Origin of the sequence: Streptomyces sp. NPDC056169, assembly GCF_042268445.1 — a bacterium.
Lineage (GTDB): Bacteria > Actinomycetota > Actinomycetes > Streptomycetales > Streptomycetaceae > Streptomyces.
This window is the reverse complement of record NZ_JBHJUO010000002.1, coordinates 243,242-257,568: the sequence shown is the minus strand read 5'-3', so window position 1 is coordinate 257,568 and position 14,327 is coordinate 243,242. Positions and strand designations below refer to the sequence as shown.

11 protein-coding genes are annotated in these 14,327 nt (G+C 73.7%); 4 read left to right on the top strand and 7 right to left on the bottom strand.

What is annotated here, in order from left to right; genetic code table 11:
• Positions 1-147: 147 nt before the first annotated feature.
• Positions 148-2,211 carry a SpoIIE family protein phosphatase gene (locus tag ACFC0G_RS03730; RefSeq protein ID WP_376396653.1) on the top strand — a complete coding sequence of 688 codons (2,064 nt, stop codon included), beginning with the start codon at positions 148-150 and terminating at the stop codon, positions 2,209-2,211.
• Positions 2,212-2,293: 82 nt separating this feature from the next.
• On the opposite strand, the gene ACFC0G_RS03725 is transcribed toward ACFC0G_RS03730, so the two are convergent.
• The 6 genes from ACFC0G_RS03725 to ACFC0G_RS03700 form a co-directional block, all read right to left on the bottom strand.
• A complete protein-coding gene (locus ACFC0G_RS03725) occupies positions 2,294-4,306 on the bottom strand; it encodes an ABC transporter permease (protein ID WP_376396650.1) in 2,013 nt (670 codons plus the stop codon).
• A gap of 201 nt (positions 4,307-4,507) precedes the next feature.
• Complete coding sequence (locus ACFC0G_RS03720; protein ID WP_376396647.1) at positions 4,508-4,903, bottom strand: molybdopterin-binding protein; 396 nt, start codon at positions 4,901-4,903, stop codon at positions 4,508-4,510.
• A gap of 116 nt (positions 4,904-5,019) precedes the next feature.
• Positions 5,020-5,499 carry an Lrp/AsnC family transcriptional regulator gene (locus ACFC0G_RS03715; protein ID WP_376396644.1) on the bottom strand — a complete coding sequence of 160 codons (480 nt, stop codon included), beginning with the start codon at positions 5,497-5,499 and terminating at the stop codon, positions 5,020-5,022.
• Positions 5,500-5,646: 147 nt separating this feature from the next.
• Positions 5,647-6,942, bottom strand: coding sequence for an SUKH-4 family immunity protein (locus ACFC0G_RS03710; RefSeq protein WP_376396641.1), 1,296 nt, complete (start codon positions 6,940-6,942; stop codon positions 5,647-5,649).
• 83 nt (positions 6,943-7,025) lie between these two features.
• On the bottom strand, positions 7,026-8,108 hold the full coding sequence (locus ACFC0G_RS03705) for a magnesium and cobalt transport protein CorA (RefSeq protein WP_376397273.1): 1,083 nt from the start codon (positions 8,106-8,108) through the stop codon (positions 7,026-7,028).
• Positions 8,109-8,197: 89 nt separating this feature from the next.
• Positions 8,198-9,157 (bottom strand): serine/threonine dehydratase, encoded by a 960-nt coding sequence (locus ACFC0G_RS03700; protein ID WP_376396638.1) that lies wholly within the window; start codon positions 9,155-9,157, stop codon positions 8,198-8,200.
• A 242-nt stretch (positions 9,158-9,399) separates the two neighbouring features.
• Between ACFC0G_RS03700 and ACFC0G_RS03695 the strand changes: the two genes are divergently transcribed.
• The 3 genes from ACFC0G_RS03695 to ACFC0G_RS03685 all read left to right on the top strand — a co-directional run bounded on the left by ACFC0G_RS03695 (position 9,400) and on the right by ACFC0G_RS03685 (position 11,797).
• Positions 9,400-9,975 (top strand): hypothetical protein, encoded by a 576-nt coding sequence (locus tag ACFC0G_RS03695; protein WP_376396636.1) that lies wholly within the window; start codon positions 9,400-9,402, stop codon positions 9,973-9,975.
• Positions 9,976-10,066: 91 nt separating this feature from the next.
• Entirely contained in the window at positions 10,067-10,783 is a 717-nt protein-coding gene (locus ACFC0G_RS03690; protein ID WP_376396633.1) for a HEAT repeat domain-containing protein, read from the top strand.
• Positions 10,784-10,786: 3 nt separating this feature from the next.
• Complete coding sequence (locus ACFC0G_RS03685) at positions 10,787-11,797, top strand: HEAT repeat domain-containing protein (RefSeq protein WP_376396630.1); 1,011 nt, start codon at positions 10,787-10,789, stop codon at positions 11,795-11,797.
• Positions 11,798-11,901: 104 nt separating this feature from the next.
• On the opposite strand, the gene ACFC0G_RS03680 is transcribed toward ACFC0G_RS03685, so the two are convergent.
• Entirely contained in the window at positions 11,902-14,238 is a 2,337-nt protein-coding gene (locus ACFC0G_RS03680; RefSeq protein ID WP_376396627.1) for a choice-of-anchor A family protein, read from the bottom strand.
• Positions 14,239-14,327 lie beyond the last annotated feature (89 nt).

Genomic DNA, 14,327 nt, shown 5'->3' with positions numbered 1-14,327 from the left:
CGACTCTCGCAGACGCCGGCCGTCCGCACATCCGTAGAACTACGGAATCGGACGGCCGTACTGCGCAGGGCCCGCCGTCAGCGACTCGGATAGGGTGATTCGGTAGGGATTGCGCCCTCTGGGGCCAGGCCGATGCGTAGGTCATGCGTGGAGACTCATCAGTCGTCGAGCAGGGTTCCGCAGCCGCCGCGAGCGGCCGTCGGGGACGCGGGCGTGCTCCGCGAGCTGCTGCCCATCGCCCTCTGGCGGGAGGACGCCGAGGGGCGCATCGTCGAATGGTCCCTCGCCGCCCAGGACCTGCTCGGCCACCGGCCCGAACACGTGCTCGGGCGGCTCGCCACGCCGCTCCTCGTCCCGAACGCCAACCTCGACCTGGCCGCCCGGCTCACCCAGCGCGTCCAGTCGGGCGAGACGATGGTCGGCACGCTCCCCGTCCGCCACCGCGACGGCCACACCATCGCCATGGAGATGTGGATCGTGCCCGCCGCCGACCCGGAGGGCCGCCCCGGGGCCATGCTCATCGCGGTGGAGACCTCCGAGGTCCTGCGCATGCGGGAGAACCTCGCGGCGATGGAGAGCCTCTTCACCCAGTCACCCATCGGCCTCGCCCTCCTCGGCCCCGACCTGCGCTTCCTCCGCGTCAACGACGCCCTCGCCCGGATGAACGGCGTCTCCGCCGCCTCCCACGTCGGCCGCCTGCTCACCGAGGTCGTGCCCGGCGTCAACGCCGACTCGCTCGAATCCCTGATGCGCGAGGTCCTCGACAGCGGGACCGCCGTCGTCGACGCCCGCAGGGTGGGCCGCACGCCCGCCGACCCCGACCGCGACCACATCTGGTCCTGCTCGTACGCGCCGCTCAGCGACCGTTCCGAAAAGACCCTCGGGCTCATCGCCTCCCTCGTCGACATCACCGAGAGCCAGGAGGCGCACATCGAGGTCGAGCGGGCCCGGCACCGCTTCGCCCTGCTCGCCGAGGCCGGCGCCCGCATCGGCACGACCCTCGACCTGGGGCAGACGGCCGACGAGGTGGTGCGCTTCCTCGTGCCCCAGCTCGCCGACTCCGCCGACGTACAGATGCTGGAAGCGGTCCTCGAACCGGACGACCCGGCCGGCTCCACGCGCGGAGTGCTGCGCCGCCTCGCGGCCGGCTTCCCCGACCCGACCGCCCCCACGTCCCTGCTCACCGCGGGCCAGACCTTCCAGCTCCCGCTGGACTCCGTGTACGAGCGGGTCGTCGCCAGCGGGAGACCCACGAACCTCTACACCTCCGACCTCCCGGCGCTCTTCACCGACCCGCGCACCGAGGCGCTCCGCACCTACTTCGCGACCCGCATCGGCTCGGCGCGCCTCGTCCCCCTGGTGGCCCGGGGCAAGGTGCTCGGCGCGGTCACCGTGACGCGGCTGCGGACCCGCGAGCCCTTCGACCTACAGGACTGCGTCCTCATCGACGAGGTCGTGGCCCGCGCCGCCCTCAACATCGACAACGCCCGCCTCTACACGACCCAGCGGGAGGCGGCCCTCACCCTCCAGCGCAGCCTCACCAACAGCGCGCTGCCCGCCGTCACCGGACTGGAACTCACCGGCCGCTACCTGCCCGCGAGCGCCCATGACGTCGGCGGCGACTGGTTCGACGTCATCGCCCTCCCCGGCGGCAGGACGGCCCTGGTCATCGGTGACGTCATGGGCCACGGCATCCACGCGGCGGCCGTCATGGGCCAGCTGCGCACCGCCGTACGCACCCTGGCCCGCCACGACATCGCCCCGGCCAAGATGCTGAGCTCACTGGACGCCGTCGTGGCCGATCTCGGCGAGGACGAGATGGCCACGTGCGTGTACGCGGTCCACGACCCCGCGACCGGAGGGTGGACCATCGCCCGCGCCGGGCACCCGCCACCCGCGCTGGCCACCCCGGACGGCACCATCACCTTCCTCGAAGGCCCGCCCGGCACCCCCCTGGGCACGGGGGCCCGAGACTTCGGCACGGAGGAGGTCGCCCTGCCCGAGGGCGGCCTGCTCGTCCTCTACACGGACGGCCTCATCGAGGCCCGCGACCGGGACCTCGACGAGGGAATGGGCCAGCTCGCCCAGGCGCTCCGGGACCTGGACCGGCCGCTGGACGTCCTGTGCGACGAGGTCCTCGCACGACTCCTCGTCGGACCGGCGCTGGACGACGTGGCGATCCTCATGGCCCGTACGCGCACCATCCACTGAGGCCGCGGCGTCGGCGGGCCGCTTCCGGCACCGCACCGCACCACACACACCGGCACCCCACGCACCGCACCACCGCCGCCGCTCAGAGCGTCACGACGGTCACCTCGGTCGCCTTGACGCCCGTCCAGACCGGCACGCCGTCCGCGAGTCCCAGCTCGGCCGCCGCCTGCGGGGTGATCTCGGCGACGAGGTCCGGGGCCCGGTCGGAGGTCACCAGGACCCGCAGCCGGCTGCCGCTCGCCGTGATCTCCCGTACGGTTCCGGGCCAGACGTTACGGGGACTGCCGCCCGGCTTCTCGCGGTGCACCGACACCGCCTCGGGCGCGATGATCGCGAGCGCCCGAGTGCCGGGCGGCGGCGGCTCGGCCGCCACCAGGGCGCCGCCCCCGTCGAGCGCGAGACCCTCGGCGCTCGCGGCCCCCGGCCACGCGTTGCTGCCCAGCATCCTGGCGACCCACGGCGAGCGGGGGTGGCGCGACACCTCGCCGGGGGAGGCGTCCTGGAGGGTGCGCCCCTCCTCCAGGACGAGGACCCGGTCGGCCAGGGACACGGCCTCCACCGGGTCGTGGGTGACGATCAGACAGACCCCGCCGAACCCGGCGAGGTGGCTGCGCAGGGTGTGCCGCACATGCGCCCGGGTCGTCTGGTCCAGCGCGGCGAGCGGCTCGTCGAGGAGCAGCAGCCGGGGCCGGGCGGCCAGCGCGCGGGCGAGGGCGACCCGCTGGGCCTGGCCGCCGGACAGCTGCGCGGGGCGGCGGTGCGCCAGCTGCCCCACGCCGAGCCGGTCGAGCCAGGTCTGGGCGGTCCGCCGCGCCTCGGCGCGCGGAACGCCGTGCGCCCGCAGGCCGTACGCGGTGTTCGAAAGCGCCGACAGGTGCGGGAACAGCGCGCCGTCCTGCGGCACCCACGCCACCCGGCGCCGGTGCGGAGGCAGGCCGGTCACGTCGGTGTCGCCGAGCCGCAGCGCGGCGTGGGCGCGGGGGGTGAGGCCGAGGAGGGCCCGGAGCAGTGTCGTCTTCCCGGCGCCGTTGGGGCCGACGACGGCGATGGTGGTGCCGGGCTCGGCGCCCAGCGTCAGTTCGGTGAACCCGTCGACCTCGGCCCGCAACGCCCAGCGCCCGCCGGCCGGCTGAGAACCGGCCTCGGGGGCGGAACCGGAGTCGGGGCCAGGACCTGACTCGGGGCCAGGACCGGACGCAGGCTCGGCCCCGGCCCCGAACCCGGACCCGGCCCCGGGCTCGGACGTGGGGTCCGGGACGGGAGCGGTCCGTCGGGGCGCCGATGCCGGTGTGCCGGTCCAGCGGCCGCGCAGGGCGACGAGCACGCCCATGGCGATGGCGAGCAGCAGCAGCGAGACGGAGGTCGCGGCCTCGGGCTCCTCCTGGAGCAGCAGGTACACGTGGAGCGGCAGGGTCTGGGTGGTGCCGGGGAGGTTGCCGGCGAAGGTGATCGTGGCACCGAACTCGCCCAGCGCCCTGGCCCAGGTGAGCGCGGCGCCCGCGAGCAGCCCCGGGGCGACCATCGGCAGGGTGACGGTGAAGAAGACCCGTATCGGCGAGGCGCCGAGGGAGGCCGCCGTCTCCTCGTACCGGGGACGCAGTCCGCCGAGCGCCCCCTCCAGGCTGATCACGAGGAACGGCATCGCCACGAAGGTCGCGGCGAGGACCGCGCCCGAGGTGTGGAAGGGGAACGTGATGCCGAACGTCGACTCCAGCCAGGGCCCCAGGAGCCCGCGCCGCCCGAACGCGAGCAGCAGCGCCACACCGCCGACGGTCGGCGGCAGCACCATCGGCAGCAGGACGAGGGAGCGGACGATCGCCTTGCCGCGGAACGGCACCCGCGCGAGCAGCCAGGCCAGCGGGACCCCGAGCAGCAGCGACAGACCGAGCGCCCAGAAGGAGACGACCAGCGACAGCTTCAGGGCCTGCACGGTGCCGGGATCCGTCAGGTGCGCGCCGAAGGCACCCCACTCGGTGCGGACCAGGACACCGACGAGGGGCAGCACCAGGAGCGCCACGGCGAGCACCGCGGGGACGGCGAGGACGACGGGCGTGCGCGGGCCCTGACCGGAGGGGCGGACGCGGAGGCGTTTCATCGGTGTTCCCTGGAAGCTGGCGGAGGTGGGGGCTGTCCGTCCCCCCGGAAGCGGACAGCCCCCACGGTGAGTTCCGGGGCTCCGGCCGGTGCGGGAGGAGGGCGCCCCGGAAGACGGTGGATCAGGCGCGGTCGGCGCGGATCACCCGAGCTCGGTGCGGATCACGCGAGCTCGGTGCGGTTCACGCGCGGTCGCTGCGGATCAGGCCCGGTCGATGTGGACGCTGGTCGACTTCACCCGGGCGGTGGCCTGCATGCCGACCTCGAGCCCCAGCTCCTCGACCGCCTCGCGGGTGAGGAGGGACACGAGCCGGTGCGGGCCCGCCTGGATCTCGACCTGCGCGGCGATGTCGCCGAGCTTCACGGCGGTCACGATCCCCGGGAAGGCGTTGCGCGCCGAGGTGTACGAGTCGTCCTCGTCGCCCGTGCCGCTCTGGGCGATCTCGATCGAGAAGGCGGCCAGGTCGCGGCCGTCGATGAGCCGTCGGCCGCTCTCGTCGCGCTGGGTCGCGACCCGGCCCGCGTCGGCCCAGCGGCGTGCCGTGTCGGGGCTGACGCCCAGGAGACGCGCCGCCTGCCCGATGGTGTAGGACTGCATGTGCGCCACGTTAGGTCGTGCGACCTCCTACCTACAACGTACGGAGGCGCATCTCGGCGCATTCGCCAGCCTCGTTGGAGGAATCGACAAGGCCACGAGGCTCGGGTGCCGTCCGTTCAGGAGGTTCCCGACCGGCGCCCGACCGCCTCGACCAGCGGCAGCAGCCGGTGCGGCACGCGCTCGCGCAGTGCGATCTCGGTCCGGGTGCGGACCACCCCCGGCAGCTGGATCAGCCGCTGGATGACGTCCTCCAGGTGTCCGGCGTCCCGGGCCACCACCCGGGTCAGCAGATCCCCGCCGCCGGTGATCGAGAAGGCCTCCACGATCTCCGGGACGCCCGCGAGCGCGTCACCGACCTCGTCGAGATGGCCCTGTGTCACCTCGACGTGGACGAAGGCCAGCACCGGATGCCCCAGGGCGGCGGGGGAGAGGACGGGGCCGGTCGCCGTGATCACCCCGTCCCGCTCCAGGCGGTCGATCCGCGCCTGCACGGTGCCCCGCGCCACACCCAGGATCCGCGCGTACTCGCGCACGCTCGTCCGCGGCTGCTCGATGAGGAGCCGCAGGATGCGGGTGTCGAGTTCGTCCACCGCCATGGCCGGTCGGCCTCCTTCGCTCCCAGGGGTCGGGATGTCCGGTTCTCGACTCTACCCAGGGCCTGGCCTGCGAGGACGCGCCGCCAGGCCCGGGGCACACCCTCGGGCAGCCGTCGCCCCGCGCGGCCATGATCCGCCGGACACCCCCTAGTAGCCGTCGACGCCGAGCTCGGTGATGGAGGCGAAGAGGTGCCCCCAGACCTCCGCGCCGGGCGCGTCCTCCGCCAGCGCCTCGGCGTCCACGGCGGCCATCGCCCGCAGGAACGTCTCCGCGCCCTCCTCACCGGGGTACGGGTCCCAGCAGGCGCCCATGTGACGGCGCACGCCCTCCAGGAACCGGACGAACGCCTCCAGATCGCGTACGAGGGGGAACGCGGCGTCCCCGCCCGGGCCGTGGCTGCCGTCGGGCTGCCGCAGGGCGACCGCGCCGCTGACCGGGTGGACGAAGACCTCGCCCGGATCGCAGTAGCCGAGGTCGAACTCGCCGATGCGCAGCAGTCCTTCGGGACCGGGGCCCAGCAGCTCCTCGTCCACCGCGAAGGAGGTGACGCCCGCGGCCCAGAAGCGGGGCAGTCCGACCCCGCTCAGCAGGGTCCGGGTCGGCGCGTGCGTGAGGGCCTCGGGGAGCTCGGCGGCCGGGACGCGGACGACCCGGCCGGTCCCGAACACGCCGTCGAGGCGGTCCGCGGTGAGCGGCCCGCTGCCGTCCCGCGCGCCGGCGCCGTCCCCGGGCATGAACCAGGGCCCGTCGTCGCCCGGCGACGTCCACCGGGAAGACTCCGCTCCGTCCGACGGCCGGTCGTCCGCCCGCTCGCCCTTCTCGTTCTCCTCCACGAGCACCACCCCGCGCGCGTCGAGGAAGAGGTACCGGCCCTCGCCCACCGCCAGCGGTTCCTCCCAGCCCTCCGGACAGCGCGGCGACGGCCCGTCCGTGTCCCCGTCGAACAGCCAGGGCTCGTCCGGGTACGCGTCGTCGAGGGGCTCGGCGGCACCGTCGGCCGGGGCGGCGCGCCGCTCACCGGTCGCCAGGTCGAACCAGGTGTCCTCGCACCACAGGGCCCACACCTTCACGAGCGGCCCGCCCTCGGTCTCGTACACCTCGGCCGAACGGTCGCCGCTCAGGTTCGGCTCGGCCTCGTACGCGCCGACCGGCCGCCACCACGCCCACACCGTCCGCCAGGGCAGCCCGGGTTCGGCGGCGGCCACCCGCTCCGCGTACGCGTGGTGGCCCAGGACGGTCGCCGCGAAATGCAGCCACGAGGCGAACTCGGCGGCGGGCACGCGGGCACCGCCGAACACGGCCTCGGCCTGCGTGAACACCTCACGGCCCACACCGCCGAGCCCTTCGGGCAGGGCGGCCAGCCGGGCGCGCAGCTCGGCGCGGTCGTGACGGAGGACGAGGGCGGGGTCGTCCAGGAGGGAACAGAAGTCTCGGTCGGTCATCCGAGCAGGGTGCCAGAGGCCGGGAGCGGTGATCGCCGCGCCCCCGGCACGTCGGCCGTGACGCGTCAGGCGCAAGTCGTCGGTCAGAGCCAGCCGTTGCGGCGGAAGCCCCGGTGGATGACGACACAGGAGAGGGCGATGACGCAGAGGACCAGCGGGTAGCCGTAGGTCCAGCGCAGCTCGGGCATGTGCTCGAAGTTCATGCCGTAGACGCCGCAGACCATGGTCGGCACGGCGACGATCGCCGCCCAGGCGGTGATCTTGCGCATGTCCTCGTTCTGGGCGACCGTCACCTGCGCGAGATGGGCCTGGAGGATCGAGTCGAGCAGGGCGTCGAAGGAGGTGACCTGCTCGGTGACGCGGGCGAGATGGTCGGCCACGTCGCGGAAGTACGCCCTGATGTCCGGGTCGATCAGCGGCATCGGGTGGGTGGCGAGGTGCTGGAGCGGCCTGCCCAGCGGCGTCACGGCCCGCTTGAGTTCGAGGAGTTCGCGCTTGAGCTGGTAGATCCGGCCGGCGTCCCGCCGGTCCGCCTGCTCGGAGAAGACCGCGCTCTCGATCGCGTCGAGGTCGTCCTGCACGGCGTCCGCGACGGCGAGGTAGTCGTCGACGACGTGGTCCGCCATCGCGTGCAGCACGGCGGAGGGCCCCTTGGCCAACTGCTCGGGCAGGTCCTCCAGGGCCTCGCGCAGCGGACCGAGGGAGCCGTGGCCGCCGTGCCGGATGGTGATGACGAAGTCGGGCCCGACGAAGGCCATCAGCTCGCCCGAGTCCACGACCTCGCTGGTGGCGGTGAGTTCCTCGTGCTCGACGTAGTGGACGGTCTTGAAGACGGCGAACAGCACGCCGTCGTACTCCTCGACCTTGGGCCGCTGATGGGCGTTGACCGCGTCCTCCACGGCCAGCGGGTGGAGCCCGAAGAGCTCGGCGAGACCCGTGAACTCCTTCTCGTCCGGCTCGTGCAGACCGATCCAGACGAAGCCGTCGCCCGCCTTGCGGACCTGCCGCAGGGCCTCCTCGGCCGACCCGCGCCCGCTCCGCCGTACGCCGTCGATGTAGACCACGCAGTTGACGACCGCGCTGCCGAGCGGGGAGCGGGCCGGGTGGCTGAGGTCCACGGCACGCCGGTACGTCAGACGGACGGCTCTGCGCAGACGCTGGATCATGGACACGACGTGCTCCTTCGGCGGATCGACGCGCCAGTGTGCCACCGGCGGCGACGCGACCGCGAGTGCCCGTCCCGCGAGAACACCCCCTACGGGGCCACGAGGTCCGTCGGATCGGTGTTGGCGCCGCAGAGGACGACGCAGACCGTCTCGCCGGGCGCGGCGCGGTATCCGGCGCCGGCTGCGTCCTGCTCGTGGTGGGTCACGGCGGCCAGGGCGGTGGCGGCGGCGTGCTCGACGGCGAGCCGGCGGTCGTCCCACAGCGTCTGCCGGGTGCGGACGATCGCGGCGTCGGGGACGAGGACGGAGCGGACGCCGTCGTGCCGCGCCGCCTCCACGGCCGTGGCGGAGACGCGGCGGGCCCCGAGGGAGTCGGCGGCGACGGAGTCGACCGTGACGTCGACCGGCCGGCCGGCCCGGAGGGCGGCGTCGAGGGCACGGCAGTTCTCGGGCTCGACGGCGACGGTGCGGATGCCGTGCTGCCGGGCCGCGGTGGCGACCCCGGCGAAGAGACCGCCGCCGCCGACCGCGACGACGACGGTGTCGAGCCCGGGGACCTGCCGGCGGATCTCGTCGAGCAGGGTGCCCGCTCCGGCGGCGATCAGCGGATGGTCGTACGCGTGCGAGGCGAGCGCCCCGGTCGTCCGGGCGAACTCCTCGCAGGCGGCGAGGGCCTCGGCGTACTCCGTACCGACCAGGCGGACGTCCGCGCCGTACGCGCGGAGGCGGGCCACCTTCACCCGGGGCGCGGTGGTCGGCAGGAAGACGGTGGCGGGGACGCCCTGGCGGGCGGCGGCCCAGGCGCAGGCGAGACCGGCGTTCCCGCCGGAGGCGATCGTGACCCCGGCGTCGGGGAGGGTGCCGGCCTCACGGTGGGCGAGCAGGAAGTTCTGCGCGCCGCGTGCCTTGAACGAGCCGGTGTGCTGCATCAGCTCCAGCGCGAGGTGCACCCCGCCGGGCTCCGTGGGCCCTGCGAGGGCGACGGGCCGGACATGACCGGCGACGCGGTCGGCGGCGGTCGTGATGTCGTCGTAGACGAGGGAGTGCACGTGGTGCTCCTGCGGGGTGCTCGGCCGGGGCGCTCGCGGACCCCGCTGGACGTCCCTCGAACCTACCTCGACGCCGCTCGTGACTCTCACCGGCAGCGCGTCACCGGCGACTCGTAGCCCGTAGCCCGTCATCCCTCATGCGCCCCCACCGCGTCACCCGCCACGCGCCCCCGTCACTCGTCACGGTGGATCGGGCCCGCGCGGCGGGCGGGCCCCGTCTCGGCTCGGGCAGCGTGAGGCCCATGAACACCCGCCGAGCGATGGTCGCTCTCCTCGCCGCGCTCCTCACCGCCGGAACCACCGGATGCGTGGCCGTCCCCGAGGCCCGGGGCCCGAGCGCCCCGGCCCGGCCCGCCGAGCTCGCACCCGCCGCCGAACGCCGGCCGACCGCACTCCCGACCTGGCCGGAGCCCACCCAGGCCCCGCCCCGGGAGAACGTCACGCCCACCGAGCCGCGCCCGGCGCACCCGCCCACCAAGGCCGCCCCCGCACAGCGCGCCCCGGCCACTGACCGCAGGGCCCGGCGACCGGACACTCCGGGCCCCGCTCGCGGCGCGACACCACGGAAGAATCCGCGCCGCGCTACGGAGCCGGCCCCGGTGGAGAGGCCCGCCCCGGTGGAGAGGCCCACCCGGAGGACGGTCGTCCCGAACCCGAACCCGAACCCGAAACCCCGCTCCGTGGAACGACCGGCCCCCCACCCCCGTCGGCCGGCGTCCGGTCAGACCCCCGAGATGCGTACGCTCTGCCGCCAGGCCCAGACCATCGACGCCCCGATGGGCGCCGCCGACCTGTGCCGCAGCATGTACGGACGCTGACCGGCCGGCGTCACCACCGGCGTCCGGACCGCCGCGCTTGACCTTGACACCGTGACAACGTCTTCACTGGGGCCAAGGAGGTGGTGTCCCGATGACCATGCCGAAACAGGACACGAACACGAACGCGAACACGAACACGAACACGATGCGAGCTCTCCAGGCGCTGGAGAACGGCAACTCGTCGGTGCGGCTGCAGGCGGCGCTGGCGGTCGGTACGACCCCCGACCCGCGGTGCATCGACAGGCTCGTCGAACGCTGCGCGGTCGAGCCCGAATTCCTCGTCCGCGACATGCTGACGTGGGCGCTCACCCGCCACTCGGCGGCGATGACGGTCCCCGTGCTGCTCCAGGAGCTCCGCTCGGAGCGTGCCCAGGCACGGAGCCAGGCCCTGCACACCCTGTCCAAGATCGGGGATCGGCAGGCATGGCCGGCGCTCACACGGGAGCTGCTGACCGACGCCGACGACGAGGTGGCACGGACCGCCTGGCGGGCCGCGATCGTCCTCGTGCCCGAGGAGGAGGAACCCGAGTTGGCCGGAGTGCTGGCGACACAGCTCGGTCGTGGGGGGCGGGAGACGCAGTTGAGCCTGAGCAGGTCGCTGATCGCGCTCGGTGAGGTGATCGTGCCGATGCTGCGCGCCGCGATGACGCCGGATGCCGTCCCGCACGTACGGCACCACGCGATCGCCACGGAACGGCTGTTGCGCGACCCGGATGCCGGGTTCGAGTTCGCGATCGAGGAGGCGAAGCGCATCGTGGTCCTGGGCACGACCGGCCCTGAGGCGTCAGAGGAGCCAGAGGAGTCATAGAGAGTGTTGATCGGTGAGGTGGCACGACTGTCCGGCGTCAGCGCGCGCATGCTCAGGCATTACGACTCGCTGGGCCTGGTGCGACCGACGGGCCGTACCGACGGCGGCTATCGGGAGTACTCGGGCGAGGACATCCGGCGCATCTTCCACATCGAGAGCCTGCGGTCCCTGGGGCTGTCGCTGCGGGACGTCAGTCGCGCGCTCGACGACCCCGGCTTCAGGCCATCGGACCTCGTCGACGACCTCATCCGCGAGACACGGGAACGGATCGCGCGAGAGACGGAGCTGCTCACGCGGCTCAGCCGCATCGGTGCCGCCGAGCCGACCGGCTGGGAGGACGTCCTCCAGGTCGTCGCGCTCCTCCAGGCGCTGGGGTCGAAGAGCCCGAGGACGCGCCAGCGCGCTGCCCTGTCCTCGGTCGACGAGGTTCCCGTACCGGTGGAGGCACTGGCCGAGGCGGCACTGAGCGAGGCGGACCCGGTCGTTGCCGGTGCCCTTCGATGGGCTCTGGCGCAGACGGCCGACGGCGGCCTCGCGCTGCTGGCGGAGGGCCTCGACTCGCCCGCGGCCGACGTACGGAAACGTGCCGTCCAGTCCATCGCCGAGCTTCCGCACGGCGAGGCGACGGCGCTGCTGCGGGACGCTCTCGCGCACCCCGACGTCGTGGTGCGCGGGTACGCGGCGCTGGCACTCGGGGCGAACGGCGGGGCCGAGGCGGTCCCGACGCTCATTGACATGATCGTCGCGGGCACGAACGACGTCGCGGCCGCCGACGCGCTGAGCGCGCTGGCGAGCCGTCCCGCGTGGGCGGAGCGGATCGCCACCGGGCTCGTCGACCGCCTGGCCCACGACACCGTGACGTCGCCGGCCCGCCGCCGGCTGACCGAGGCGCTCGCGGACATCCCGGGAACCACCACGTCCCGTGCCCTCGCGGACCTGTCGGAAGACGAGGACCGTGCCGTCGCCCTGACCGCGACGTACCTCCTCGAACTGCGCGCCGCCCGCTCCCGATGAGCCGGGGGGCCTGCTCACGCGAAAACGCCCTCGTGGTGTGACTGCCGCTGACACGGCGGTCACACCACGAGGGACATCGGGTACGGGCGGTCGGACGCCTTCTGTCAGACGCCTTCGGTCAGACGCTGGTAGTAGCCGGGGACCAGGTCGCCGAGGCCCAGGTCGCCGAGGCCGAGGTCGCCAAAGCCCAGGTGGCCGTAACCCGTTGCGTCGTACGAGCCGTGGTCGCCGTGGCCTGTGTCGCCATAGCCCGAGTCGCCATAGCCCGTATCGCCGTAGCCGGTGTCGCCGCACGAGCCGTCGCCGCCGTAGCCCGTGTCGTCACAGTGCTCGGCACGGCTGTTGGTCAGCCTGGCGGTCACGTTCTCGTGGTCCGCGTCGATGACGTACGGGCCGGAGACCGGGTTGTCGGGCAGGACGTACCCGTCGGGGACGTCCGTCTCCACCAGGTAGTACGTGCCCTGGTCCAGGTCGTCGAAGGAACACGAGCCCTGGACGCCGGTGGTGCAGGTCGTCCCGACACGGGTGTCGGCGTTGATGCCGGTGGTCTGGAGGCCGGCGATGCTGTTGGTCTCCTCCCACAGCTCGAACACCGCTCCGCGCAGCGGCTCTCCGGTCTTGGCGTCCACCTTGGCGATCTTGATGGAGCCGTCGACGGGCGGCACCGGGGTGCGGCTGTTGGCGGCGGTGACCGTCACACCTGCGGCGGCGTTGTCGACGGTCAGGACCAGGGGGCCGAAGACGGCCGGGTCCGGGAGGTCGTATCCGGTCGGGGCTGCCGTCTCCTGCCAGTAGTACGTTCCGGTCTCCACCGTCCGGGAGCACGCGCCGTCCGCCACGGTGGTGCAGACGGCCCCGACCTTCGTGTCGGGAGTCGTCCCGCCGGTCTGCAGGTCCGCCGTGCCGTTGGTCTCCTTCCACAGCTGGAACGACGCGCCCGGCAGTGCCGCGCCCGTCTCGGAGTCCGTCTTGAGCACCTTCACCTCACCCGTCGTGCTCGGGACCGAGGAGGGGGTGTTGGCGGCGGGGACCGTCACACCCGCGGCGGCGTTCTCGGCGGTCAGGACCTGGGGGCCGAAGACGGCCGGGTCCGGGAGGTCGTATCCGGTCGGGGCTGCCGTCTCCTGCCAGTAGTACGTGCCCGTCTCGACCGTCCGGGAGCACGCGCCGTCCGCGTCGGTCACGCACACGGCCCCCACAGCGGTGTCGCCGTTGGCGCCGGTCTGCAGGCCCTCCGTGCCGTTGCTCTCCTTCCACAGCTGGAACGAGGCGCCCGCCAGCGCCGCGCCCGTCTCGGAGTCCGTCTTGAGCACCTTCACCGCACCGGTGGTGGGTGTCGGGGTTCCGCAGTCCGGGAGGTCGCCGTTGAAGGGGTAGGCGTGGAACTCCTGGCCGCCGCCGCCCGTGGCGGAGCTCGTGTGGGTGAGCGATCCGGTGGTGAAGAAGCGTCCGTTGACGCCCGGCAGGGTGACGGTGGTCGTCGAGGCCTGCTCGCCCATGAGGAAGCTGCCCTGGAACTGGCCCGTTCCGCTCAGGGTCACCGTGGTCGCGTCGGGGAAGTTCCACAGGAGCCGCTCGCGGTAGGCGTTGAGCGGGTCGGTCGTGTCGTCGATGCCACCGCTGTACGTGTTGAGCGCCCGCTCGGGGCCGCCCGTGACGTTGACGAGGATCGTCGCGGCGTCGGGGATGTTCGCGAAGACGATGCCCTGCTGGCCGCCGGTCGGCCCGGTCAGGTTGAAGTTCGCGTTGAAGACCTGGAGCGCGGAGGTTCCGTCACCCGTGAACAGCGTCTGCCCGCCCTGGTTCTCGGCCGTGCCGGTGGGCGTCCTCGGGACGCCGTCGACACGGGCGTAGCACCGGCTCGCCGTGGTGAGCTGGTCCCTGAGGGCGGTGTACGGGGCGGCTGCCGCGTCGTCCTGGACGCGGGTGGCCTCGACGTCGCCGGTCAGCGTACCGGCGTACCGTACGACGCCGGCCTCGGCCAGCACCTGCTGGTTCGCGGCCACGGAGATGTCGCCGCCGGTGGTCAGCCAGTCCGCTCCGACGGGCGGCGGCACGCGGGAGCCGACGCCGGCCTCGCCGATGTTGTAGTTCCCGCCGGCCTGCGGGTCCTTGTTCATGTCGAAGTCGTCGAGGACGACGACCCGGCCCTCGGCCTCGGCGGCGGCGCCGCGCACGAGGAAGTCGTTGCCGACGAAGACGTTGATCGCGTTGTCGCGGCCCGCGATGTCCCCGTTGTCGACGCCGGGGAACGGGTCGGGGCAGTCGCCGGGCACACAGGGGCCGAGTCCGCCCGGGAGGGGCGCGGCCGTCGCCGGGGCCGCGCCCGGGCCGAGCACGAGGACGGGGACGGCCGCCAGGGCGGCGGCACAGGCGAGTCCGGCGGACTTCACGCGCGTTCGCGCGCGTGCCCGGGACCGGCCGGTCGTGGGGTTTCTCATGGACGGAGTCTGTGAGGGCGCGGCCACCCCCACCACGCGAGGCGACCCGGCGTTGGGCCTTCCGGCGACCACGCTCACCGTCAGGCGTG

Bases quoted from the DNA above. Each gene is read 5' to 3' on its own strand.
- ACFC0G_RS03725 (WP_376396650.1), bottom strand. From the start codon at position 4,306: ATGAAACGCCTCCGCGTCCGCCCCTCCGGTCAGGGCCCGCGCACGCCC.
- ACFC0G_RS03720 (WP_376396647.1), bottom strand. From the start codon at position 4,903: ATGCAGTCCTACACCATCGGGCAGGCGGCGCGTCTCCTGGGCGTCAGC.
- ACFC0G_RS03715 (WP_376396644.1), bottom strand. From the start codon at position 5,499: ATGGCGGTGGACGAACTCGACACCCGCATCCTGCGGCTCCTCATCGAG.
- ACFC0G_RS03710 (WP_376396641.1), bottom strand. From the start codon at position 6,942: ATGACCGACCGAGACTTCTGTTCCCTCCTGGACGACCCCGCCCTCGTC.
- ACFC0G_RS03705 (WP_376397273.1), bottom strand. From the start codon at position 8,108: ATGATCCAGCGTCTGCGCAGAGCCGTCCGTCTGACGTACCGGCGTGCC.
- ACFC0G_RS03695 (WP_376396636.1), top strand. From the start codon at position 9,400: ATGAACACCCGCCGAGCGATGGTCGCTCTCCTCGCCGCGCTCCTCACC.
- ACFC0G_RS03690 (WP_376396633.1), top strand. From the start codon at position 10,067: ATGACCATGCCGAAACAGGACACGAACACGAACGCGAACACGAACACG.
- ACFC0G_RS03680 (WP_376396627.1), bottom strand. From the start codon at position 14,238: ATGAGAAACCCCACGACCGGCCGGTCCCGGGCACGCGCGCGAACGCGC.